The organism is Streptomyces sp. CA-146814 (genome assembly GCF_050942385.1).
In the GTDB taxonomy this organism is placed as follows: Bacteria; Actinomycetota; Actinomycetes; order Streptomycetales; family Streptomycetaceae; genus Streptomyces.
In genome coordinates this window covers 3,284,888-3,307,701 of the sequence record NZ_CP192068.1, presented here as the reverse complement: position 1 = coordinate 3,307,701, position 22,814 = coordinate 3,284,888, and the positions used below count along the sequence as shown (strand labels likewise).

Below are 22,814 nucleotides of genomic sequence, written 5' to 3'. Positions count from 1 at the left end.
GTCCTATGGTGCGCGGTACGGGGACGGGGCGTCGCCTCATTTGACAGCGGCCGTCAATCAACGCGCGGACCTGCGGTGACGGGCGGACGCTGAATACATGGACGCCATCCAGCAGCACATGCTCGACACCTACCGCGCGGCCCGCCTGAACGAGCCGGCACCGCCCCCACCGGGCCGCCACGACCGCACGACCCTGCGCGACCTCTACCACCACTGGCTGACGCATCCGCCGACACAGGACAGGGGGAATCCAGCCGTCCGGCGCTTGAGGACCGAACCCTGAAGCCGGAGGGCCCGAGCCCGGCGGATTCCAGCCCGTCCGGTGTTTGAGGACGGAACCCCGAGGACGGAACCCCGAGGGCGGGGACCGTCCACTCGACAAGGCCCCGACAATCCCCTACGCCGGTAGCAACTCCACGAACCCGGCCACCGCACTCCGCACATCCCCCGCCGACCACTCCAGCCCCGCCCCGGACACCGTCACCTCGGTGACCGAAACCCCCGGCGGCAACCCGGCGCCCCCCGCCGCCCCCGACCCCCACCGCCGGAACAACGTCACGCCCGTCTCCTCCGCCTGCCGCACCGACGCCTCGTCCAGCACCTCGACGCCGTACGGCAGCCACACCTGGAACTGATGCGTGTGCGGCGGCTCCGGACGCACCCGGAACCACGGCACCCCCGCCGCCGCGAACCCCTCCGCCATCGCCGAGGCCACCACCTTCGCGTGCGCCACGTACGACGGCAGCCGGGGCAGCTCCTTCTCCAGCCCGATCAGCGCGGAGAGCGCCGCCGGATACTGCTGGAAGAGCTGGCCCCCGTACCGGTGACGCCACACCCGCGCCTCGTCCACCAGCACCGAAGGCCCTGCCAGCGCCGCTCCCGACAGCCCGTCCAGCGACTTGTAGAAGGACACGTACACGCTGTCCGCGAGCGCCGCGATCTCCTGAAGGCCCCGCCCGAAGTGCGTCCCGCACTCCCAGAGCCGCGCCCCGTCCAGATGCACCACCGCGTCCCGCTCCCGGGCCGCCGCCACGGTCGCCTCCAGCTCGTCCCAGGTGGGCAGCGTGAACCCGGCGTCCCGCAACGGCAGCTCCAGCATCAGCGTGCCGAACGGCTCCGGGTGGTCCCGTACCTCCTCGGCGCCCGGCATCCGCGGCTCGGCCGTCAGGTGCACCGTCCGCAGCCCGCTCACCGCCCCGAGCGCACCTTCCTCGTGCAGCTCCGGGTGGGCCAGCGGATGCAGCGCCACCGTGGCGTTGCCCGTACGGCCGGCCCAGCACCGCAGTGCCACCTGCTGAGCCATGGTCCCGGTCGGGAAGAACGCCGCCGCCTCCGTCCCCAGCAGCCCGGCCACCCGCCGCTCCAGCTCCGCGACGACCCCGCCCCCGTACACATCCACCGCATCGTCCGGATCGTGTACGAAACCGGAACCGGAACCGGCGCCGGATCCGGAACCGGCCCCGACCCCGGCCTCAGAACTGCCCCCGGCCTCGATCCCGGCCCCGATCCCGGCCATCAGCGCCGCGAGCCCCTCGCCGACCGTTCCGTCCGTGGACCGGCGGTCCAGCACCCGGTGCGACCCGCGCCAGGCGGCCAGCCGGCGCCGCCGCTGCTCCTGCTCATCCATGGCTGTCATGGGACGATCATCCCCTGGACGACCGGCTCCACGCCCGCACGATTCCGGCCCGCTCCGCAGAGTTATCCACAGGCTGTGGGCGGCGGGCGGGGATCGCCGAAACGCTGGCGTAGCATGCAGAGAAATCGTCCGGTACCCCCCGCGGACTGGAACGGAAGGCCATCGCCGCGTGAATACGACAGTTCCGAAGGAACCCCTCGACGCGAGGGACCGCCCCGCCCGCCTCACCGTCGGCGTCGTGGGAGCGGGCCGCGTCGGTCCCGCACTCGCCGCCGCGCTCCAGCTCGCCGGCCACCGCCCGGTGGCCGTCTCCGGTGTCTCCGACGCCTCCCGCCGCCGCGCGGCCGCCCTGCTCCCCGACGTGCCCGTGGTGACGCCCGCCGAGGTGCTCGCCCGCGCCGAGCTGGTCCTGCTGACCGTTCCGGACGACGCGCTGCCCGGTCTGGTCGAGGGCCTCGCCGAGACCGGTGCCGTACGGCCGGGGCAGCTCCTCGTCCACACCTCCGGGCGGTACGGGGCCCGGGTCCTGGACCCCGCGCTGCGGGCCGGGGCCCTGCCGCTCGCGCTGCACCCGGCGATGACGTTCACCGGCTCCTCCGTCGACGTCCAGCGGCTCGCGGGCTGCTCGTTCGGGGTCACCGCACCCGAGGAGCTGCGGCTGGCCGCCGAGGCGCTGGTCATCGAGATGGGCGGCGAGCCGGAGTGGATCGCCGAGGAGTCCCGCCCGCTCTACCACGCGGCCCTGGCTCTCGGCGCGAACCACCTGGTCACCCTGGTCGCCGAGTCGATGGAGCTGCTGGCCAAGGCCGGGGTCACCGCTCCGGACCGGATGCTCGGCCCGCTGCTGGGTGCCGCCCTGGACAACGCGCTGCGCTCCGGCGACGCCGCGCTGACCGGCCCGGTGGCCCGGGGCGACGCGGGCACGGTCGCCGCGCACGTCGGCGAGCTGCGCGCGCACGCCCCCCAGATGGTCGGCGGCTACCTCGCGATGGCCCGCGCCACGGCCGACCGGGCCCTGGCCCACGGCCTGCTCAAGCCGGAGCTGGCGGAGGACCTCCTCGTCGCCCTGGCCGACCAGGAAAGCCGCCCGGGACCGGGGGAGACGCGATGACGACCAGCAGCCGTACGGGAAACACGGGAAGCACAGGAGACACGGGGAACACAGGGAACACGGGAAACACCGGCACGACAGTCCCCACCCCCACCCCCACCCCCACCCCCACCCCCGCCCCCGCCCTCCTCCGCACCGCCGCCGAGCTCGACGCGCTCCCGCGCCCCGCCGGGGCCGAGCGGGCCGTCGTCATGACCATGGGCGCGCTCCACGACGGCCACGCCACTCTGATCCGTACGGCCCGCGAGGCCGCGGGCCCGGACGGCCAGGTCGTGGTCACGGTCTTCGTCAACCCGCTCCAGTTCGGCGAGGCGGCCGACCTCGACCGCTACCCGCGCACCCTGGACGCCGACCTGGCCATCGCCGCGGCGGCCGGGGCCGACGCGGTGTTCGCCCCCGGCGTGGACGAGGTCTACCCCGGCGGCGAGCCCCAGGTCCGGATCACCGCAGGACCCATGGGCGAGCGCCTCGAAGGCGCCTCCCGGCCCGGCCACTTCGACGGCATGCTCACCGTCGTCGCCAAGCTCCTCCACCTCACCCGTCCCGACGAGGCGTTCTACGGGCAGAAGGACGCCCAGCAGCTCGCCCTGATCACCCGCATGGTCCGCGACCTGAACTTCGGCGTCCGCATCACCGGCGTGCCCACCGTCCGCGATCCCGACGGCCTCGCGCTCTCCAGCCGCAACCGGTTCCTGTCCCCGCAGGAGCGCCACACCGCCCTCGCACTGTCCCGCGCCCTGTTCGCGGCGCAGGACCGGCTCGCCGCCCAGCAGGCCCTGCACGAGCGCGCCAAGGCCACCGCACCCGGCGGCGACCGGGCCGCCGGGCTCAACCGGCTCGGCGAGGCCCGGGCCGCCGCCGACGCCCAGGCCGTGGCGCTGGCCCGCCCGAACGGGGCGCCCGCCGCCGTCCGGGCCACCGCGCGCGCGATCCTGGACGAGGCGGCCGTCCGCGACCGGCACCCGCTGGTCCTGGACTACCTGGCCCTGGTCGACCCGGCGGACTTCACCGAGATCCCCGACGACCGCGAGAGCGGAGAGGCGGTCCTCGCCGTCGCCGCCCGGGTCGGGGAGACCCGCCTCATCGACAACATCCCCCTCACCTTCGGAGCCCTGACGTGACCGGAATACGGCTGACCGCCCCCGCCCCCGGCTGGGCCATCGACGCGGACGTCGTGGTGGTCGGCTCCGGAGTCGCCGGACTCACCACCGCGCTGCGCTGCGCGGCCGCAGGCCTGGACACCGTGGTCGTCACCAAGGCCCGGCTCGACGACGGCTCGACCCGTTGGGCGCAGGGCGGCATCGCCGCCGCGCTCGGCGAGGGCGACACCCCCGAACAGCACCTGGGCGACACCCTGGTCGCGGGCGCGGGCCTCTGCGACGAGGAGGCCGTACGGACCCTGGTCACCGAGGGCCCCGACGCCGTACGCCGCCTGATCACCACCGGCGCCACGTTCGACACCACCGACAGCGGCGACATAGCGCTCACCCGGGAAGGCGGCCACCACCGCCGCCGCATCGCCCACGCCGGCGGCGACGCGACCGGCGCCGAGATCTCCCGGGCCCTGGTCGAAGCGGTCCGCTCGGCCGCCCTGCACACCATCGAGAACGCGCTCGTCCTGGACCTGCTCACCGACGCCGAAGGCCGTACGGCGGGGGTCTCGCTGCACGTCATGGGCGAGGGCCAGCACGACGGCGTCGGCGCGGTCCGGGCCCCTTCGGTCGTCCTCGCGACCGGCGGCATGGGCCAGGTCTTCTCCGCCACCACCAACCCGTCGGTCTCCACCGGCGACGGCGTGGCGCTGGCGCTGCGGGCCGGGGCGGAGGTCTCGGACCTGGAGTTCGTCCAGTTCCACCCGACCGTCCTCTTCCTCGGCGCGGACTCCGAGGGCCAGCAGCCGCTGGTCTCCGAGGCGGTACGCGGCGAAGGCGCCCACCTCGTTGACGCCTCCGGCACCCGCTTCATGCTCGGGCAGCACGAGCTGGCCGAGCTGGCCCCGCGCGACATCGTCGCCAAGGCCATCACCCGGCAGATGCACGAGCACGGCACCGAGCACATGTATCTGGACGCCCGGCACTTCGGCGCCCCGATGTGGGAGCAGCGCTTCCCGACCATCCTGGCCGCCTGCCGCGCCCACGGCATCGACCCGGTCACCGAGCCGATCCCGGTCGCCCCGGCCGCGCACTACGCCTCCGGCGGCATCCGCACCGACCTGCGCGGCCGCACGACCGTCCCCGGCCTGTACGCCTGTGGCGAGGTCGCCTGTACGGGGGTGCACGGCGCCAACCGGCTGGCGTCGAACTCGCTCCTGGAGGGCCTGGTCTTCGCCGAGCGCATCGCCGCCGACATCGCGGAGACCCGCCCGCCGCGCGCCGAACCGGCGGAGGCCGCGGGCGAGGGCGGCGGCGAGCCCGTCGCGCTCCTCGCCCCCGAGACCCGTACGGCGATCCAGCGCATCATGACCAGAGGCGCCGGAGTCCTCCGCTCCGCCGGATCCCTGGCCGCCGCCGCCGAGGAGCTGGAGGCCCTGCACCGCACCGCCGCAGCCGACGCGGACGCCGCCGACCCCAAGGACGCGGTCCCCGGCGTCGACAGCTGGGAGGTCACCAACCTGCTGCTGGTCTCGCGGGTCCTGGTCGCCGCCGCCCGGGAGCGCGAGGAGACCCGCGGCTGCCACTGGCGCGAGGACCGGCCCGACCGCGACGACGCGCACTGGCGCCGCCACCTGGTCGTCCGGATCGCCGCCGACCGCACGCCGGTCGTCCACCGTACGGAGACCGCCGCATTCCCGCCCGTACGCGCCGCGGATTGACCAGACTGCTGAGAGCAGCGGCGCGAGCCGCACCCGCACAGCAGCGCCCGAACAGAGAAGCACCGCACCACCCGCCACCAGAGAAGCACCGCACCACCCGCCACGCCCCCGAGGAGCCGCAACCGTGTCCACGCCCGAAGAGAATCCGCGCCCCACACCGGTGGACGTACCGCTGATCAGCGTCGGCGCGCCCGCACCCGCCGCGTCCTCCGGGGGCTGCGGCGACGACTGCGGCTGCGGTGACGGCTTCGACCCCGACGCTCTGGAGTGCGGCCTCGACCCCGCGCTCGCGCTGCTCCTGGCCGAGGCGGGTCTCGACCCCGTCCAGGTCGAGGACGTCGCCCATGTGGCGATCGAGGAGGACCTGGACGGAGGGGTGGACGTCACGACCGTGGCGACCGTCCCCGAGGACGCCGTGATCACCGGCGACTTCACCGCGCGCGAGGCGGGGGTCGTGGCCGGGCTCCGGGTCGCGGAGGCGGTCCTGTCGATCGTCTGCACCGACGAGTTCGAGGTCGAGCGGCACGTCGAGGACGGCGAACGCGTCGCCCCCGGCCAGAAGCTGCTCACTGTCACCACCCGCACCCGCGACCTGCTGACCGGCGAGCGCAGCGCGCTGAACCTGCTCTGCCGCCTCTCCGGCATCGCCACCGCCACCCGTGCCTGGGCGGACGTCCTGGAGGGCTCCAAGGCCCAGGTCCGCGACACCCGCAAGACGACGGCGGGCCTGCGCGCGCTGGAGAAGTACGCCGTACGGTGCGGCGGCGGCGTCAACCACCGGATGTCGCTCTCCGACGCGGCCCTGGTCAAGGACAACCACGTCATCGCGGCGGGCGGCGTCGCGGAGGCGTTCAAGCGGGTCCGCGCCGAGTTCCCCGACCTGCCCGTCGAGGTGGAGGTCGACACGCTGGAGCAGGTCCGCGAGGTGCTGGACGCGGGCGTCGACCTGATCCTGCTGGACAACTTCACCCCGGCGGAGACCGCCGAGGCGGTGGCCCTGGTCGCCGGCCGCGCGATCCTGGAGTCCTCCGGCCGCCTCACGCTCGACTCGGCCCGCGCCTACGCGGACGCCGGCGTGGACTACCTGGCCGTCGGCGCGCTCACCCACTCCTCGCCGATCCTGGACATCGGCCTGGACTTCCGCGACGCGGACGTAACGGCGGACACCACCGACGGGGCCGACGCCTGATGCTGCTCACCATCGACGTCGGCAACACGCACACGGTCCTCGGACTCTTCGACGGCGAGGAGATCGTCGAGCACTGGCGGATCTCCACCGACGCCCGCCGCACCGCCGACGAGCTGGCCGTCCTCCTCCAGGGCTTGATGGGCATGCACCCGCTGCTCGGCATGGAGCTGGGCGACGGCATCGAGGGCATCGCGATCTGCGCGACCGTCCCGTCCGTCCTGCACGAGCTGCGCGAGGTCACCCGCCGCTACTACGGCGACGTGCCCGCCGTCCTCGTCGAGCCCGGCGTCAAGACCGGCGTCCCGATCCTGATGGACAACCCCAAGGAGGTCGGCGCGGACCGCATCATCAACGCGGTCGCCGCCGTCGAGCTGTACGGGGGCCCGGCGATCGTCGTCGACTTCGGCACCGCCACCACCTTCGACGCGGTCTCCGCACGCGGCGAGTACGCGGGCGGGGTCATCGCCCCCGGCATCGAGATCTCCGTCGAGGCGCTCGGCGTCAGGGGCGCCCAGCTCCGCAAGATCGAGCTGGCCCGGCCGCGCAGCGTGATCGGCAAGAACACCGTCGAGGCCATGCAGTCCGGCATCGTCTACGGCTTCGCGGGCCAGGTCGACGGTGTGGTGGCCCGGATGAAGAAGGAGCTGACCGCCGACCCGGACGACGTCACGGTCATCGCGACCGGCGGCCTTGCTCCGATGGTGTTGGGCGAGTCCTCCGCCATCGACGAGCACGAGCCGTGGCTGACGCTGATCGGGCTGCGCCTGGTGTACGAGCGGAACGTGTCCCGGTCGTAGGGATCCGGCCGCGCGGGCGCGGCGTACCTGCGGGAACGGCGGTGGGCGACGGCCCGGGACACCGTTCGCGGACGCCGCGCCACCGACGACCAGTTAAACGGATTTTGTCCATTTAGCACGTATTGTCGCGTTATGCCCACGCCCTACGGTTCACGAGGCGGCATGGCGTTCAGCGCGGACGAGCTGCGGGTGCTCCGACGTGCCCTCGCCATCGCCCTCCACCCCATGCCCCTGTCCGACGAGGATGTCCAGGACTGCCTGCGGCTCGCGGGCTCCGTGGACGAGGCGGTCGGGGAGGCGGGCCGGCTGCGAGCGTTCCTCCTCGCCGACCTCGCCCGCTACCGCGCCGCCCTCCCCGGCTCCGTCACCGGCTACCTGGAGCTGCTCCAGGACGCCCTGGCGGCCGGTTACGACCCCCGCCCGGACGATCTGGCGGCCCTGCGCGCGCTGCGCGGGAAGCCGCTCGCGGCGGCGCTCCTGGATCGCTGCCAGATCCTCGCCGAGCGCTCCGTACGGGCCCGGCTCGCCGGCCGCTCCGCCGCCGCGTCGGCCCCCGGCCCGCGCTCCAGGCTGCTCGCGCTGCCCGGCGGCCGGGCCGCCGACCGGGAGCCGGACCGCCCGAAGGCTCCGGCAGCCCCCGCCCCCGTCCCCGGCCGCTCACCGGCCCCGGGTACGCGCCCGGCGCCCAAGCCGTCCGAGGTCTTCCCGCCCCGCCGCCCGTCGCCGCCACCGGCGGAGGAGGAGCGCGCCGCCGGCTGACCGGGCTCACATGCAACGGATTGCGGCGGCCTCCACCGGGAGGCCGCCGCAATCCGCCGTACCGGGCTCGCTACTCTGGACGGCATGGACTACGTATCCGCGCTCGTGCCCCCCGTGGTGATGGCCATCTTCTTCATCGGCCTGGTCGTGACGATCGTCAAGAGCCAGGGCGGTCCGAACAAGGCCAAGGAGGACGACGCCGTGGACGCGGCGATCGCCCGCGCGGAATCCGTGAAGCAGACCGCTCGTCCGGAGAATGCCTGACCGCACGGTCCGTCCCTCACATCCCTGGAGCGCACGGCTCATGAGAGCCGTGCGCTCTTTTGGCTCTGTAAATAACCAGCCATTCAGGACATGTGGCACTAAAGTGATCCCGTGCCCCGTCAATTGGGAGAGCTGGAAGACGCCGTGATGACACGCGTCTGGCAAGGGAACCGTCCGGTCACCGTGCGGGAAGTCCTCGAGGACCTCCAGCAGGAACGGTCCATCGCCTACACGACGGTGATGACGGTAATGGACAATCTCCATCAGAAGGGCTGGGTCCGCAGGGAAGTGGACGGCCGGGCATATCGATATACGGCCGTGTCCACCAGGGCCGCCTACTCGGCCGCACTGATGAACGAAGCCTGGTCGCAGAGTGACAACCCGGCCGCCGCACTGGTGGCGTTCTTCGGCATGATGTCGCCGGAGCAGCGCGAAGCACTTCAGGACGCGGTCCGTATGGTTTCTCCCGGTACGGCGGACACACCTGCGGACAATCCGGAGGGCAACCCACCGGAACCGGCCGCCGCGAACACCGAAGGTGCTGACCCGGCCGATGACACGGAGTCCGGAGGCGGGCGATAGCGTCGGCCCATGTCCTCAGAGCAGCCGCAAACCGAACCGGATACCGAACCGGATACCGACTTTCATACCGACCCGTCGGTAAATAAGCCCGCCATCACCGTCCGCCGGGCCAGGACGAGTGATGTGCCATCCGTACGCCGGCTCCTCGACGGCTACGTCTCCGGCGGGATCCTGCTCGACAAAGCGACCGTCACCCTTTACGAGGACATCCAGGAGTTCTGGGTCGCGGAACGCGACGAGGATGCCCGGGTCATCGGCTGCGGCGCTCTCCATGTCATGTGGGAAGACCTCGCGGAAGTCCGGACACTCGCCGTCGACCCCCGCATCAAGGGGGCCGGGGTGGGGCATCACGTACTGGAGAAGCTTCTGCAGACGGCCCGCTGGCTCGGCGTCCGCAAGGTTTTCTGCCTCACCTTCGAAGTCGACTTCTTCGCGAAGCACGGGTTCGTCGAGATCGGAGAGACTCCGGTCGACACGGATGTCTACAGTGAGCTGCTGCGTTCGTACGACGAGGGCGTCGCCGAGTTCCTCGGTCTCGAACGAGTGAAGCCGAACACCTTGGGCAACAGTCGGATGCTTCTGCACCTGTGATGCGCGGATGATGCGCACAAGCCACGGCATCATCATCATCCCCGCATCATCCCGGCATCCCTATGTCCGAATCGCGCACGTTTCCCGTGTTCTCGCGCTCCTGAACCTCTCCCGGGGGTTTGTGTTTTCCCGAGAAAAGCGGTTTCCTTTCCGCGTACTCCATTTTCGATGAAAGGAAATCCCGTGGCACAGAAGGTTCAGGTCCTTCTTGTCGATGACCTCGACGGTGTCGAGGCGGACGAGACCGTGACGTTCGCGCTCGACGGCAAGACGTACGAGATCGACCTCACCACGGCCAATGCGGACAAGCTTCGCGGTCTTCTCGAGCCCTACACCAAGGGCGGCCGCCGCACCGGTGGCCGTGGAGCGACGGGCCGTGGCAAGGGCCGTGCCGTGGCCGGTGGCAACAAGGACACCGCGGAAATCCGCCGGTGGGCGCGGGAGAACGGCCACAACGTGAATGACCGCGGCCGCGTTCCCGCCGAGATCCGTGAGGCTTACGAGAAGGCCAACGGCTGATCTGCCGGACTGCCCTTACGCAGCCCGGCCCGGGCACGCGACAACCGGACCCGATGGCATTCCGTCGCCGCCGCGTCCACCAGTCGTACGAGATCGGGGGCATCCCCACCGCTGCTCCCGAAGCCCGCGAGAGCGGGCAGCGCCGGCCCGGGCGCAAGCCCCGGCTCGGGGGGCCGCAGCCACACGGCGGCCCCCGGCGAGCCCGCACCACCCCGGGGTGACGGGGCCGTGACCCGGCCCCCGGCCCCCACGGCGGTCAGATCCGGCGCGACCGGGCCCCACTCCAGCCAGTCGAGCAGCCCCGGCAGCTCATCGGCGCCGCCCGCGGCGACCAGCAGCCCCATCCGTACACCGCTCAGCAGCACCGGCCCGGTCCGCACGGGGCGGCGCAGCAGGGCGTGACCGGCCTCGGCGGGAAGCTCCAGCACGTCGAAGCGGACCCCGGTGACCAGCCGCACCGGATCGTGCCCCTCGGTCGCCCAGCCGAGCTCCTGCTCGTACCACCGGGCGAGAGCGACGGGGCCGGCACCGACGGGATCCGGGCCGGGACCGACGGGATCCGGACCGGTGCCGGGTGGCGTTCGGGGCGGCGGAACGGTGAAGGCCATGTCCGATGAACCGCTGAACCGACGGCGAAGTTACGCAGGGTTTCCTGATGATCACGCTGGGTCCGGGTTCCGGGGGCGCGCAGGAGCGTGTCGGAGCGCAAGGTTGTTCGCCCGTAGCGGAGGGAACCGGGGCGCGCCGCATGGACTGTCAGTGATTGCGGGTAAGACTTTCCCTAGTGGGAAGGGGCGACACGCTGGCCGAGGCGTCTCACGTTCGCCATCGGCGTACTGGCGAAAGGGGTATCTGCCTGGCCTGCGGGAACATCGTCTCGCACCATCGGGTTGGAGCAGTTGTCAGCTGTTCGGCAGTAAGAATCCCCGCCCGGTGCGGGGTGATCCGGACGGATGTCGGCAGTTGGAATGAGCTGTCCCGTCCTGCGGGACTAGCATGCGGAAGGACTGGGAGGGGACCGACCCCTCACTGACCGACCGCTCTGAGGAGCGATTAACGATGTTCGAGAGGTTCACCGACCGCGCGCGGCGGGTTGTCGTCCTGGCTCAGGAAGAAGCCCGGATGCTCAACCACAACTACATCGGCACCGAGCACATCCTCCTGGGCCTGATCCATGAGGGTGAGGGTGTCGCCGCTAAGGCCCTGGAGAGCCTCGGGATTTCGCTCGAGGCGGTCCGCCAGCAGGTGGAGGAGATCATCGGGCAGGGCCAGCAGGCTCCGTCCGGCCACATCCCCTTCACTCCGCGAGCCAAGAAGGTCCTGGAGCTGTCGCTCCGCGAGGCCCTTCAGCTGGGCCACAACTACATCGGCACCGAGCACATCCTGCTCGGCCTGATCCGCGAGGGCGAGGGCGTCGCCGCCCAGGTCCTCGTGAAGCTGGGCGCCGACCTGAACCGGGTCCGGCAGCAGGTCATCCAGCTGCTTTCGGGCTACTCGGGCGGCAAGGAGACGGCGGCCGCGGGCGGCCCCGCGGAGGGCACGCCCTCCACCTCCCTGGTGCTCGACCAGTTCGGCCGCAACCTCACCCAGGCCGCTCGTGAATCCAAGCTCGACCCGGTCATCGGGCGCGAGAAGGAGATCGAGCGGGTCATGCAGGTGCTGTCCCGCCGGACCAAGAACAACCCGGTCCTCATCGGCGAGCCCGGCGTCGGCAAGACGGCGGTCGTCGAGGGCCTGGCCCAGGCGATCGTCAAGGGCGAGGTGCCCGAGACCCTCAAGGACAAGCACCTCTACACCCTGGACCTCGGCGCCCTGGTCGCCGGTTCGCGGTACCGGGGTGACTTCGAGGAGCGCCTGAAGAAGGTCCTCAAGGAGATTCGCACCCGCGGCGACATCATCCTGTTCATCGACGAGCTCCACACGCTCGTCGGTGCGGGTGCCGCCGAGGGCGCCATCGACGCGGCTTCGATCCTGAAGCCGATGCTGGCCCGCGGTGAGCTCCAGACCATCGGTGCCACCACGCTCGACGAGTACCGCAAGCACCTGGAGAAGGACGCGGCCCTCGAGCGCCGCTTCCAGCCGATCCAGGTCGCGGAGCCGTCGCTGCCGCACACCATCGAGATCCTGAAGGGTCTGCGCGACCGTTACGAGGCCCACCACCGGGTCTCCATCACGGACGAGGCCCTCGTCCAGGCCGCGACCCTGGCCGACCGGTACATCTCGGACCGCTTCCTGCCGGACAAGGCGATCGACCTGATCGACGAGGCCGGTTCCCGGATGCGCATCCGCCGGATGACCGCGCCGCCGGACCTCCGCGAGTTCGACGAGAAGATCGCGGGTGTCCGCCGCGACAAGGAGTCGGCCATCGACTCCCAGGACTTCGAGAAGGCAGCCTCCCTCCGCGACAAGGAGAAGCAGCTGCTGGCGGCGAAGGCCAAGCGGGAGAAGGAGTGGAAGGCCGGCGACATGGACGTCGTCGCCGAGGTCGACGGCGAGCTGATCGCCGAAGTCCTGGCCACGGCCACCGGTATCCCGGTCTTCAAGCTGACGGAGGAGGAGTCCTCCCGTCTGCTGCGCATGGAGGACGAGCTCCACAAGCGCGTCATCGGCCAGAAGGACGCCATCAAGGCCCTCTCGCAGGCGATCCGCCGTACGCGAGCCGGCCTGAAGGACCCGAAGCGCCCCGGTGGCTCGTTCATCTTCGCCGGCCCGTCCGGTGTCGGTAAGACGGAGCTCTCCAAGACGCTCGCCGAATTCCTCTTCGGCGACGAGGACGCGCTGATCTCCCTCGACATGTCGGAGTTCAGCGAGAAGCACACGGTTTCCCGCCTCTTCGGCTCGCCCCCCGGTTACGTGGGGTACGAGGAGGGCGGCCAGCTCACCGAGAAGGTGCGCCGCAAGCCGTTCTCCGTCGTCCTCTTCGACGAGGTCGAGAAGGCCCACCCCGATATCTTCAATTCCCTGCTCCAGATCCTGGAGGACGGTCGCCTGACCGACTCCCAGGGCCGGGTCGTGGACTTCAAGAACACGGTCATCATCATGACGACCAACCTCGGGACCCGGGACATCTCCAAGGGCTTCAACCTGGGCTTCGCCGCCCAGGGCGACGTCAAGACCAACTACGAGCGCATGAAGGTCAAGGTCAACGAAGAGCTCAAGCAGCACTTCCGGCCGGAATTCCTCAACCGTGTCGATGACACGGTGGTCTTCCACCAGCTGACCGAGGAAGACATCATCCAGATCGTCGACCTCATGCTCGCCAAGGTGGACGAGCGGCTCAAGGACCGCGACATGGGCATCGAGCTCAGTGGCGAGGCCAAGACGCTGCTCGCGAAGAAGGGCTACGACCCGGTGATGGGCGCCCGGCCGCTGCGCCGGACGATCCAGCGCCAGATCGAGGACGTCCTCTCCGAGAAGATCCTCTTCGGTGAGCTGCGTCCCGGCCACATCGTGGTCGTGGGCACCGAGGGCGAGGGTGACGACAAGACGTTCACCTTCCGTGGCGAGGAGAAGTCGGCCCTGCCCGACGTCCCCCCGATCGAGCAGGCGGCAGGCGGCGCCGGCCCGAACCTGACGAAGGACGCGTGACACCCGTATAGGGCGTCATTGAAGGGGCTGCCCCGGAATCGGCTTCACGGCCGGGTCCGGGGCAGCCCCTTTTCTCGCGTGCTTCAGCCGGAAGGGGCGTCGAGCCGGTCGCCCAGCTCCTCCGCCCCGATCAGACGCTGCCGGGGCAACCCCGTGACCCGCACCTGCAGGCCCGGCCAGGAGTGCAGCGGCGTGAGATCCAGTACGCGCAGGACGGAGGCGTCCAGGCGGAGATCGGTGACCCCGGGGAAAAGTGGTCGCAGCATCCCGAGGTCACCGGCGTGGTCAGGGGCCGGTATGAGCAGCTCCTCAAGGGTGGGTACGGACACAGCGCGGGTCGGCCGGTGTGCCCAAGGGAAGACGGCGAGGCGGAGAGCGGTGATCCGGGAATGCTCCCGCAGCGCGTCGAGGGCATCGTCGAACGCGGCGAGTTCCGAGACCTCCAGCGCCCTGAGCGACTTCCAGGCACCGAGCCCGTCCAGGGCCAGTGGACGCCGGCCGGTGACCGTCAGGTCGGTGACACCGAGGTTGGCCGCTATCTCGCTCAGCCGGTCCACCTCCAGGTGCCGCAGCTTGAGGCGCGACAGGGCGGGCAGATCCGCCAGCGGCGCCAGGCCGGCCGGGAGCGTCCCCCGCGTGTTCAGAACCAGGGTCCTGAGCTGGTGGAGCCCGGAGAGAGGCGTGAAGTCCCGGAGCGCCGGGCACCATCCGAGGCTCAGTACCGACAGGGAGTCCGCAAAGGTGCTCAGGAACGAGAGCCCGGCGAGCCGTTCGGCCCCCCTCAGGAACAGCCCGTCGACCCGGATGCCCGTCAAGGCCGCATCGATCTCCGCATCGGTCAGATTCAGGTGCAGGGACAGTACCGGAACATGCGGAAGGTGACGCAGCGCCCTCAACTGCCGCCGGTCGCTCACCGCGAGGACCGAGTGCCGGAGGTCGCAGTGCGTCAGTACCTCGGCGGCGTACTCCTCGGGCGGAAAACGTTCCCACGCGACCGCGAAGAATCTGCCCAGCTCCGGGCGCGCCAGCGACCAGGCGCGGGCGTGGGGGATCGCGGAGGCTCCCCCGATGCCGGTGATCAGGTTGGCCACGAGCCGGGCTTCCGGCCCTGCCCCGGGCGTCGTGCGCGGATCGGGCAGAAAGGCCAGCGCTGCCGGTCCGAGCCGGGCCAGGGCGGCCACCTGGTCGTCGCTGACCGGTGGGAAGAGCGCCGCCGTACTCTCCCGGACGCCCGCCCGTACCGCATCGTCCAGCCAGGTCGCATGCTGGGCACACAGGGCGGCCAGAACGTGGACGGTGGTACGCGCCGCCGACTGGTCCCAATGCCGCAGACCCGCGTCGAGCAAACCACGCACGAGCAGGGCGAGTTGCCGCCGCCCGCAGTGCCCCGCCGCCAGCAGGATGACGTCCTGCCAGGTCTCCTCCTCTGCGTGGTGCAGCAGTTCGTTGAGATGGTCGTCCTCGACGAACTCCTTGGCCGCCAGGTAGTCCTGGAAGGTGCGGTGGATGAACTGGTAGGTCTCGTCGGAACGTTCCTGGAGCAGGCCGCTGCGGTTGAGCAGGTGCGTGAGGATCTTCGCGGGTGGGCCCTGGGCGCTCACCCGCTCCATCCCCGCCAGTGCCCGGCCGAGCTGACGCAGCGCCTGCTCACGTGTGAACTCCGACTGGCCCTCGCGGACCAGCCAGACCGCGATGCGCTGGAGGAGCTGGGTGTGCTCCTCGACGCTCAGGTCGATGCCCTCGGGGTCGCCGATCCGGCGGCGGCGGTCGCGGTGACCGAGGAGCATCTCCAGGGCCGAGCGGTACAGCTGCCAGCGGGTCTCCGGCAGGAAGCCGTCTCGGCGGCGGTGAAGGGCGCAGATCACCGCGCAGAGCAGTGGCGTACGGGCCAGGTCACGGAGCGTGGGGTTCTGGTCGAACTGGCGGGAGAGGTCGCGTTCCAGTTCGTCCAGGCGTTCGGCGTCGTCCTGCTCGGAGAGCCGGGCAGCCCGGTGCCAGGAGGCGACGAAGGCCTGGATGTCCTCGTTCCGCATGGGCAGCAGGCGTAACTCCGTGAAGCCCTCCGACCGCAGCCAGTCCGGCTCGACCGCGAGCGGCCGTACGGTCGCCACGCACCGGGTCTCCGGGTAGCGCCGCAACAGCTGCGACAGCCAGTCGTGCGCCTGCTCCCGGTCCTCCGGCGGCACCTCGTCCAGCCCGTCCACCAGCAGCAGGACCCGCCCGGACTCCAGGATCCGGCCCGCCCATCCCTCCGGGGCCGCGTCGACCACCAGGCCTGCCGCGCTCGTCAGCTCCGCCGGGCCCGGGAACGTACCGCCACGAGCCCGCAGGGTGCGCAGCGGTACGACGAAGGGGACCAGGCCGTTCAGCGGGGCCAGGTCGTCGTCCAGGGTGCGGGCCGAGGCGTGGGCGGCCAGCCACCACAGCAGCGTCGTCTTGCCCGCGCCCGCCTCGCCGCGCAGCAGGACCCGGGGGCGGTCGGTGAGGAGGGTGTCGATGCGCTGGGGGAGGGGCGGGGCCGTTGCGGACCGGTCCTGCGCCTGGGCCTCCAGACTGAGGTAGGCCGTGTCCAGGTCCCATTCGGAGTCGTGGCGGCTCAGCTCGTCGAGGCCGAAGACCTTCGTACGGCGGTACGCGACGCCGAGCGCCTGCGCGTACCCCGCCTCGTACCGCAGGTCCCTCGGGAAGTAGCCGTGGACCCGTTCCTCCCGCAGCAGGGTGCCGGTCCTGCGGTAGGCCTGTACGAAGGGCTCCGCCGCCAGGACCGGGCCGAGCGGTACGCACTCGACCCGGCGGCCCTCGCGCTGCTGCGGGACCTGGCGGGCGATGCCCAGGAGGATGTCCCCGGCGAAGAGCGGGCCGCCGGACAGTCCGGACAGGGCCGGCGGCTCGTCGTCAGGGCCGGCGGCGGGCGGGCCGTCCAGGTTGCAGACCAGCAGGTCACGGACCCGGCCCGCCATGGGCAGGACTGTCGCTGTGTAATGGTCCGCCTCCAAGCGTTTGTCCGGGCCGTAGCGCTGCACGCGCGGGAAGCCGGTGATCTCGCACCCGGGGATCGCCTCGCGGGTGTCCAGCACGCCGAGCCGCACCGGGGGGACCGCCCGCACCGGTCCGGCGGCCTCCAGCAGCGCCACGTCCAGCCGGTCATCGATCCAGACAACGGTGGTCCGCACGCGGTCACGGACGGCGGGGTGGGCGACCACGGCGGGCCCTGACCCGACCACATGGGCGCAGGTCAGCACCAGCCGGTCGGTGAGCAGGACCCCGCTGCCCTGGTGGGAGCCGAAGACAGCCACCGTACGGTCGCCGGGATAGGTGGTCGTGAACCTCACGGCCTGACCGCCCCGTCACCGCCGCCGAACCCCGCCGTGGATCCGTCATCCTCCGTCCCGATCGCCCAAGCCTCCCCGGTCACCGCGTTCCGCGGGCTCAGCGTGAACGCCACCTTGTGCGTGCGGCCCGTGGAACGCGACGCGTCCGCGCCCGCCTCGACCACCCACGCCTTCACCTTGCCGCCCGCCTTCGCCTCCTTGCGGAGTTCGAGCGTGAACTCCATCTGGATGTCCCCGACCGCGAAGGCGAGCGGGCGGCCCGTGGCCCGTGAGGCCGCCTCCACCAGCTGGTTGCGGATGGATTCGACGGCATCGGCGAGCTCGATGCCGTCCAGGTCATGGGTGTTCTCGGCCGTCATGGTGGTCCCCCCGGGGCGCGGATCCGCTTTCCCGCCAGCGTAGTGATGGAGCGGGCCGAAGGTCCCGAATCGGACGGACTTAGGTCCCACCGGCGGTGACAAGGCGCACAGGCCGAAACAGGCCTACTACCCGTGCTAGGAGATGGCGCCGAAGCCGGGTGAGGGACCTTCGGCCCGGCGGAGGCAGGTCGGGTCCGCGCGGCGGGCGATACGGCCCGTTCGCGGTGCCATGTCCGGAAAAGTGCCCGCAGAACAGCGTTTGAACCTCATTCGGGTGAGGGATTTCGTCGCCCACCCCGGGCTCCCGAAACGGGACAACCGAGGCGAATTCCCAGCCCCTTCTCTACGGCTTTTCTTCGTAGATGGGGTGTTTGAGCACCGGTGGGGGTGCGGGTTACCAAGGTGGAGCAAGCCCGGACAGCACGCCGGGTCCACTCACCTTCGGAGGACTTCACCGTATGAAGCGCGCAACGAACCAGCACACCATCCGCCCGTCCGCCTCCCGCATCCGTGGCGCCGTTCTGGCCGCCGGCCTGGGAGCGTCCGTGGTGCTGGGTGCAGGCTCGGCGTTCGCGGCCGGCAACGCCGACGCCGCCGCCCCGCTCGCCGCGGGCAGCGCCGCCGAGTCGGTCGCCCAGCAGGCGGCCGTGCAGAGCAAGGCCGCCGAGACGGCCAAGAAGACGGCGGCCAAGAAGGCCTCCGACGCGAAGAAGAAGGCCGAGGACAAGAAGAAGGCGGCCAAGAAGAACGCCGCCTCCTGGAAGGCCCCGGTCAAGAAGTACACGCTGAGCGCCAGCTACGGCACCGGTGGCGCCCGCTGGGCCGCCAAGCACTCCGGCCAGGACTTCGCCGTCCCGGTCGGCACCCCGGTCACCGCCGCCCACACCGGCACCATCGTGAAGGCCGGCCCGAACGGCGGCGGCGACGGTCCTGCGTACGGCAACGCCATCGTGATCAAGCACTCCAACGGCAAGTACTCGCAGTACGCGCACCTGTCGAAGATCAACGTGAAGATCGGCGAGAAGGTCAAGACGGGCGAGAAGATCGCCCTGTCCGGCAACACCGGCAACTCCAGCGGCCCGCACCTGCACTTCGAGATCCGCACCAGCCCGAACTACGGCTCGGCGCTCAACCCGGCCCAGTTCCTCCGCTCGGTGCACGTCTCCATCTGATCCGGCCGGCGTAACCGCGCGGACCTGCCGGAGAGACCCGGCGGCCGCGCAGCACAACCGAAGAGAGTTCAGTGGACCCGTTACACCCCGGTACCCGGGGCGTGCGCCCGGGTCACCCGACCGACGGCGACGTCGAGGACAGCCTCACGGCTCACTCCTCGGGGTCGCCGTCGGTGTTGTACCCGGAGGCTTTTCTCAGAACCTCACCCTTGCGGCTGCCGCTCGTCCGCCGTCCGCAGCATCGGGAAGCTGCCCGTCGCCGTCGGCGCGTGTTCCGGCAGCCACAGCACCGCGATCGCCCCGCCCGTGCCCTCCACCGCACCCACCGGCCCCGCGTTCCGGAAGGTCAGCCGGGCCCCCAGCACCCGCGCCTGGCCCGCCGCGATCGTCAGCCCGAGCCCGTGCCCGTGGCCGGCCCGGTCCATGGAGCCCGTACGGAACCGGCTCGGCCCGTCCCGCAGCAGCTCTTCCGGGAAGCCCGGACCGTGGTCCCGGACCCGTACCACCCGGCCCTCCACCGTGACCTCCACCGGGGTGGAGCCGTGCTTGGCGGCGTTGCCGAGGAGGTTGCCGAGGATGCGCTCCAGGCGGCGCGGGTCCGTGGAGACCCACGACTCGTGCACCACCTGCACGGTCACCTCCGGATCCAGCAGCCCGATCCGCCGGCTCACGAACTCGCCGAGCGGCAGCTCCTGCAGCTCCGCCCGCTCCGAGGCACTGTCCAGCCGGGCCACCTCCAGCACGTCCTCGACCAGCGTCCGCATCGCCTGGGCCCGGTCCCGTACCAGCTCGGTCGGGCGGCCCGGCGGCAGCAGCTCGGCGGCCGTGAGCAGCCCGGTCACCGGCGTACGCAGCTCATGGGCGATGTCCGCGGTGACCCGGCGCTCCGCCTCGATCCGCTCGTTCAGCGCGTCGGTCAGCGCGTCGACCGCCCGCGCCAGCTCGTCCGTCTCGTCCCGGACGACCCCACCGACCGCCTCCCGCACCCGTACGTCGGTGTGGCCCTCGGCGACCCGGCCCGCCGCGGCCGCCGCCTTGCGCAGCCGGCGCGAGAGCTGGCCGCCGATGAGGACGCCGAGCGCGCAGCCGCCGAAGACGACGGAGACCGATCCGATGATCAGCGCCCGGTCCAGGTCGTCCATGATCGTGGCGGAGCGGTCCGCGAACCGGGTGTGCAGCGAGAGCACGTCCCCGTTGGCCAGCGGAACGGCCGCCCAGACGTCGGGCACGCCGTCGGCGGTCTCCGTGACGTGCGTGGCGCGCCGGTTCTTGCGGACCTCGTCGCGCAGGCTCGGCGGGATGGCGGGATCGTTGAGCTTCGCGCCGAACTTCGGCCCGTTCTTCTGCATGCTCGTCGCCTCGTAGAACCGCTGCGCGCCGAGCAGCCGCTCCAGCTGCACCTCGCGGGCGTTCTCGATCATCGAGACGCGGGCCGCGTTGTGGACGACGAGGCTCAGCGCCACCGCGATGAGCGCGCCGACCGCGGCGATGGCGATGCTGATCTTCCAGCGGACACCGGTCCGCAGCGCCAGTCGTTTCATCCGCCTGTCACCGGCCGCTTCCCCTGTAGCCGTCTCATCCGCGCAGCTTGTGGCAATCTCATCCGCGCAACTTGTAGCCGAAGCCGCGGACCGTCTCGATCCGGTCCTGGCCGATCTTGGTGCGCAGCCGCTGGACATGGACGTCCACGACCCGGGTGTCGCCGCCCCAGCCGTAGTCCCAGACCCGCTCCAGGAGCTTGTCGCGGGAGAGTACGGTGCCGGGCGCGGAGGAGAACTCCAGCAGCAGCCGCATCTCGGTCGGCGTCAGCGCCACCTGCTCACCGCCGCGCCGCACCTCCATGCCGTCCGTGTCGACCTCCAGGTCGCCGAAGACCAGCACCCCGCCGAACCCCTCGGCCTCCCCTTCCGTACCGCTCTGGCCCTGGCCGCTGCCCTCCGGCCCGGCCGCGTGGCCGAAGCGGCGCAGTACGGCCCGGATGCGGGCGACCAGGACCGCGCCGTCGAAGGGCTTGGTGACGTAGTCGTCCGCGCCGGCCTCCAGGCCGAGCACCACGTCGATGGAGTCGGCCCGCGCGGAGAGCATGATCACCGGTACGGTCGACTCGTCCCGGATGCGGCGGCACAGGCTCACGCCGTCGAGCCCCGGCACCATCACGTCGAGCAGCGCGATGTCCGGCCGGTCGGCGCGGAAGGCCTCCAGGCCGGAGAGCCCGTCGGGCATCGCGGTGACCGTGAAGCCGACCCGCTCCAGAGCGAGCTGGGTGGCCTCACGGATGACATCGTCGTCCTCGACGAAGAGGACGTGGGTCTCGGCCATGGACGTTGCGTCTCGCTTTCAGTTCCCGCTCGGGTCGGCCGGTTCCACCGGTTCCGCCTGCGTGGGCGCCTCGATGTCGCCGCCGTCGTCGACGGCACGGCTGAAGTCGTTGTGCACCCGGTCGTGCTCGGTGAAGCGCTCGTCGGCCCAACGGTAGGTGACCACCTCGGAGCCGGACGGATAGGCCAGCGGGTCCTTCGAGCCGTAGATCTGCGTGGTCACCACGAGGTCGCCGCGGTCGATGGTTCCGTAGACGGCCGGCACCTCGGCCATGAAGACGTTCTCGTACGAGCCGTCCCCGCGGGCCCGGTAGACGTACGTGCCCATCCCGACCGAGTCGGCGCAGCTCATCACGTTGACCACGACGTCGGCGGACGGGCCGCCGGTCATCCTGCCGTACGAGGTGTCGACCGGGTAGGCCTTGCCGGCGCAGGGTTGGAGCCCTTCCCGGACCCGCTCGCTGACGGTCGGGTCGCCCTTGAGGAGGGCCACGACGTCGACGCGCCGGGTGGGCGGGGCCGTGCCGGAGATGGTGGGCCGGGGGGAGACCTGGGCGACGGGCTGGCTGCCGGCGGGGCCCTCGTCGCGGGTGCCGGTGCCGCCGGTGGTGCAGCCGACGCAGAACAGGCCGAAGGCGGCGAGTCCGGCCAGGGCCGTACCACTCGCCGCCACACCTGCCCGGAACCCGCGGTTCCGGCGGGGTCTCCCGGAGGTGTCCCCGTCGTCGGCACCGGTCCGGCCGCTTCCGCCGTTCCCGCTGCCGCTCCTGCTGCCGTTCCCGCTTCCGCTCCTGCTGCTGTCGTCGCTGCTGCTGGCTGTCAGGCCGCGCACCGCTCCCGCCCCCGCTCGTCGTGACGCCCGTCGCGGAGCGCCGCCGTGTGTCCCCGCGCCGCCGTGACCGAGGTGACCGCCGCCGTGGTGGAGGCGGTGGCCGTCGCGCCGGAGGCGACCGCCGCCGTAGGGGTGGTGGCCCTCGTCCGCTGGGCCGGGACCCGGCCGGTGGCGGCGGGCGCCGCGCTCCGGACGGTTCCGTTCCGCCGCGCGTTCCCGGTCTCCGGGACGCTCCCGGCCCGCCGCTGGTTCCCGGACGTCCGAGCGCTCCCGGCTTCCGGGGCACCCCCGGCAGCCCTGACACTCGCGGCCGCCCTGGCGCTCATGGCCTCCCGCCGGGCCTCGGCCTCTCGGTGGCCACCGGCCTCCCGTCGGCCACCCGTCTCCCGGGCGACCGCCTCGCGGCTCGTCAGCTCCCGGCTCTCCAGCTCCTGCCGCAGCCGCGCCAGCGCCCGGTGCAGGGTGCTCTTGACCGTACCGGCCGACATGCCGAGCGCCGCCGCCGTCTCCTCCGTACTCATCTGCTCCCAGTGTCGCAGCACGACCACGCTGCGCTGCTTCGGAGCCAGGATCCCGAGGATGTCCATCAGCAGGGCCCGGTCCGCGCGCTGCTCACTGCCGTCGTCCACGCTCGCGTCGGGCAGCTGCTCGGTGGGCACCTCGTCCAGCTTGCGCGCCCGCCACCACTCCGTACGGGTGTTGATCATGACGCGGCGCAGGTAGGCGTCGGCGAGGGACTTGTCGGCGATGCCGTCCCAGCGGCCGTACGTCCGCACCAGCGCGGTCTGGAGCAGGTCCTGGGCGTCGACGGGGTCGGGGACCAGGCGCCGTGCGCTGCGCAGCAGCGCCTCCTGCCGTGTGCGTACGTAGTCCTCGAATGCGAGCACCTCGCCCTGCGCCATGACAACCGCCTCCGTCCCCGTGAATCCCCGTGTACTGCTGTCGGAGACGCT

20 protein-coding genes and 1 pseudogene are annotated in these 22,814 nt (G+C 71.7%); 13 read left to right on the top strand and 8 right to left on the bottom strand.

Annotated features, from left to right (window positions below; all coding sequences use genetic code 11):
• The first annotated feature begins 97 nt into the window (after positions 1–97).
• On the top strand, positions 98–283 hold the full coding sequence (locus ACQP09_RS14575; protein ID WP_433399357.1) for a hypothetical protein: 186 nt from the start codon (positions 98–100) through the stop codon (positions 281–283).
• Between the two features lie 114 nt (positions 284–397).
• On the opposite strand, the gene ACQP09_RS14570 is transcribed toward ACQP09_RS14575, so the two are convergent.
• Positions 398–1,636, bottom strand: a complete 1,239-nt coding sequence (locus tag ACQP09_RS14570) for a threonine aldolase family protein (RefSeq protein ID WP_433399354.1) — start codon at positions 1,634–1,636, stop codon at positions 398–400.
• A 169-nt stretch (positions 1,637–1,805) separates the two neighbouring features.
• On the opposite strand from ACQP09_RS14570, the gene ACQP09_RS14565 reads away from it, so the two are divergent.
• The 10 genes from ACQP09_RS14565 to ACQP09_RS14520 all read left to right on the top strand — a co-directional run bounded on the left by ACQP09_RS14565 (position 1,806) and on the right by ACQP09_RS14520 (position 10,260).
• Entirely contained in the window at positions 1,806–2,747 is a 942-nt protein-coding gene (locus ACQP09_RS14565; protein ID WP_432152124.1) for a Rossmann-like and DUF2520 domain-containing protein, read from the top strand.
• The gene (panC, locus tag ACQP09_RS14560) at positions 2,744–3,868 is read left to right on the top strand and encodes a pantoate--beta-alanine ligase (RefSeq protein WP_433399350.1); all 1,125 of its coding nucleotides are present in this window, start codon (positions 2,744–2,746) and stop codon (positions 3,866–3,868) included. The genes ACQP09_RS14565 and panC overlap by 4 nt, the downstream gene beginning before the upstream one ends.
• A complete protein-coding gene (locus ACQP09_RS14555; protein ID WP_433399347.1) occupies positions 3,865–5,559 on the top strand; it encodes an L-aspartate oxidase in 1,695 nt (564 codons plus the stop codon). The genes panC and ACQP09_RS14555 overlap by 4 nt, the downstream gene beginning before the upstream one ends.
• Positions 5,560–5,683: 124 nt before the next feature.
• On the top strand, positions 5,684–6,748 hold the full coding sequence (gene nadC / locus ACQP09_RS14550; RefSeq protein ID WP_433399344.1) for a carboxylating nicotinate-nucleotide diphosphorylase: 1,065 nt from the start codon (positions 5,684–5,686) through the stop codon (positions 6,746–6,748).
• Positions 6,748–7,545, top strand: a complete 798-nt coding sequence (locus tag ACQP09_RS14545) for a type III pantothenate kinase (protein WP_432152120.1) — start codon at positions 6,748–6,750, stop codon at positions 7,543–7,545. Before nadC ends, ACQP09_RS14545 begins: the two co-directional genes overlap by 1 nt.
• A 162-nt stretch (positions 7,546–7,707) precedes the next feature.
• Positions 7,708–8,304 carry a hypothetical protein gene (locus ACQP09_RS14540; RefSeq protein ID WP_433406594.1) on the top strand — a complete coding sequence of 199 codons (597 nt, stop codon included), beginning with the start codon at positions 7,708–7,710 and terminating at the stop codon, positions 8,302–8,304.
• A gap of 84 nt (positions 8,305–8,388) precedes the next feature.
• Positions 8,389–8,568, top strand: coding sequence for a hypothetical protein (locus tag ACQP09_RS14535; RefSeq protein ID WP_015609335.1), 180 nt, complete (start codon positions 8,389–8,391; stop codon positions 8,566–8,568).
• A 111-nt stretch (positions 8,569–8,679) separates the two neighbouring features.
• Complete coding sequence (locus ACQP09_RS14530) at positions 8,680–9,150, top strand: BlaI/MecI/CopY family transcriptional regulator (protein WP_433399340.1); 471 nt, start codon at positions 8,680–8,682, stop codon at positions 9,148–9,150.
• 9 nt (positions 9,151–9,159) lie between these two features.
• The gene (locus ACQP09_RS14525; protein WP_433399337.1) at positions 9,160–9,741 is read left to right on the top strand and encodes an amino-acid N-acetyltransferase; all 582 of its coding nucleotides are present in this window, start codon (positions 9,160–9,162) and stop codon (positions 9,739–9,741) included.
• A gap of 183 nt (positions 9,742–9,924) precedes the next feature.
• Complete coding sequence (locus tag ACQP09_RS14520) at positions 9,925–10,260, top strand: histone-like nucleoid-structuring protein Lsr2 (RefSeq protein ID WP_356754364.1); 336 nt, start codon at positions 9,925–9,927, stop codon at positions 10,258–10,260.
• On the opposite strand, the gene ACQP09_RS14515 is transcribed toward ACQP09_RS14520, so the two are convergent.
• Positions 10,239–10,868 (bottom strand): SCO3374 family protein, encoded by a 630-nt coding sequence (locus ACQP09_RS14515; RefSeq protein ID WP_433399333.1) that lies wholly within the window; start codon positions 10,866–10,868, stop codon positions 10,239–10,241. The two genes, ACQP09_RS14520 and ACQP09_RS14515, sit on opposite strands and share 22 nt — an antisense overlap.
• A 451-nt stretch (positions 10,869–11,319) precedes the next feature.
• Here ACQP09_RS14515 and ACQP09_RS14510 point away from each other — a divergent pair, with 451 nt between their 5' ends.
• Positions 11,320–13,848, top strand: coding sequence for an ATP-dependent Clp protease ATP-binding subunit (locus tag ACQP09_RS14510; protein ID WP_006125502.1), 2,529 nt, complete (start codon positions 11,320–11,322; stop codon positions 13,846–13,848).
• 83 nt (positions 13,849–13,931) lie between these two features.
• On the opposite strand, the gene ACQP09_RS14505 is transcribed toward ACQP09_RS14510, so the two are convergent.
• On the bottom strand, positions 13,932–17,180 hold the full coding sequence (locus ACQP09_RS14505) for an NACHT domain-containing protein (RefSeq protein ID WP_433399329.1): 3,249 nt from the start codon (positions 17,178–17,180) through the stop codon (positions 13,932–13,934).
• The gene (locus ACQP09_RS14500; protein ID WP_433399326.1) at positions 17,177–17,539 is read right to left on the bottom strand and encodes a trypco2 family protein; all 363 of its coding nucleotides are present in this window, start codon (positions 17,537–17,539) and stop codon (positions 17,177–17,179) included. Before ACQP09_RS14500 ends, ACQP09_RS14505 begins: the two co-directional genes overlap by 4 nt.
• Before the next feature lie 458 nt (positions 17,540–17,997).
• Between ACQP09_RS14500 and ACQP09_RS14495 the strand changes: the two genes are divergently transcribed.
• On the top strand, positions 17,998–18,711 hold the full coding sequence (locus ACQP09_RS14495; RefSeq protein ID WP_433399323.1) for a M23 family metallopeptidase: 714 nt from the start codon (positions 17,998–18,000) through the stop codon (positions 18,709–18,711).
• Positions 18,712–18,914: 203 nt separating this feature from the next.
• Here ACQP09_RS14495 and cseC read toward each other — a convergent pair whose 3' ends face one another.
• The 4 genes and pseudogenes from cseC to ACQP09_RS14475 form a co-directional block, all read right to left on the bottom strand.
• Entirely contained in the window at positions 18,915–20,252 is a 1,338-nt protein-coding gene (gene cseC / locus ACQP09_RS14490) for a two-component system sensor histidine kinase CseC (protein WP_433399320.1), read from the bottom strand.
• A 58-nt stretch (positions 20,253–20,310) separates the two neighbouring features.
• Positions 20,311–21,030, bottom strand: coding sequence for a two-component system response regulator CseB (gene cseB / locus ACQP09_RS14485; protein WP_433399317.1), 720 nt, complete (start codon positions 21,028–21,030; stop codon positions 20,311–20,313).
• Between the two features lie 18 nt (positions 21,031–21,048).
• Complete coding sequence (locus tag ACQP09_RS14480; RefSeq protein WP_433399314.1) at positions 21,049–21,702, bottom strand: hypothetical protein; 654 nt, start codon at positions 21,700–21,702, stop codon at positions 21,049–21,051.
• 520 nt (positions 21,703–22,222) lie between these two features.
• Positions 22,223–22,763 (bottom strand): annotated as a pseudogene (locus tag ACQP09_RS14475) (SigE family RNA polymerase sigma factor); the annotation flags it as partial.
• Positions 22,764–22,814: the final 51 nt, after the last annotated feature.

Bases quoted from the DNA above. Each gene is read 5' to 3' on its own strand.
- panC (WP_433399350.1), top strand. From the start codon at position 2,744: ATGACGACCAGCAGCCGTACGGGAAACACGGGAAGCACAGGAGACACG.
- ACQP09_RS14510 (WP_006125502.1), top strand. From the start codon at position 11,320: ATGTTCGAGAGGTTCACCGACCGCGCGCGGCGGGTTGTCGTCCTGGCT.
- ACQP09_RS14525 (WP_433399337.1), top strand. From the start codon at position 9,160: ATGTCCTCAGAGCAGCCGCAAACCGAACCGGATACCGAACCGGATACC.
- ACQP09_RS14540 (WP_433406594.1), top strand. From the start codon at position 7,708: ATGGCGTTCAGCGCGGACGAGCTGCGGGTGCTCCGACGTGCCCTCGCC.
- ACQP09_RS14570 (WP_433399354.1), bottom strand. From the start codon at position 1,636: ATGACAGCCATGGATGAGCAGGAGCAGCGGCGGCGCCGGCTGGCCGCC.
- ACQP09_RS14535 (WP_015609335.1), top strand. From the start codon at position 8,389: ATGGACTACGTATCCGCGCTCGTGCCCCCCGTGGTGATGGCCATCTTC.
- cseB (WP_433399317.1), bottom strand. From the start codon at position 21,030: ATGGCCGAGACCCACGTCCTCTTCGTCGAGGACGACGATGTCATCCGT.
- ACQP09_RS14575 (WP_433399357.1), top strand. From the start codon at position 98: ATGGACGCCATCCAGCAGCACATGCTCGACACCTACCGCGCGGCCCGC.
- cseC (WP_433399320.1), bottom strand. From the start codon at position 20,252: ATGAAACGACTGGCGCTGCGGACCGGTGTCCGCTGGAAGATCAGCATC.
- ACQP09_RS14495 (WP_433399323.1), top strand. From the start codon at position 17,998: ATGAAGCGCGCAACGAACCAGCACACCATCCGCCCGTCCGCCTCCCGC.
- ACQP09_RS14545 (WP_432152120.1), top strand. From the start codon at position 6,748: ATGCTGCTCACCATCGACGTCGGCAACACGCACACGGTCCTCGGACTC.
- ACQP09_RS14515 (WP_433399333.1), bottom strand. From the start codon at position 10,868: ATGGCCTTCACCGTTCCGCCGCCCCGAACGCCACCCGGCACCGGTCCG.
- ACQP09_RS14500 (WP_433399326.1), bottom strand. From the start codon at position 17,539: ATGACGGCCGAGAACACCCATGACCTGGACGGCATCGAGCTCGCCGAT.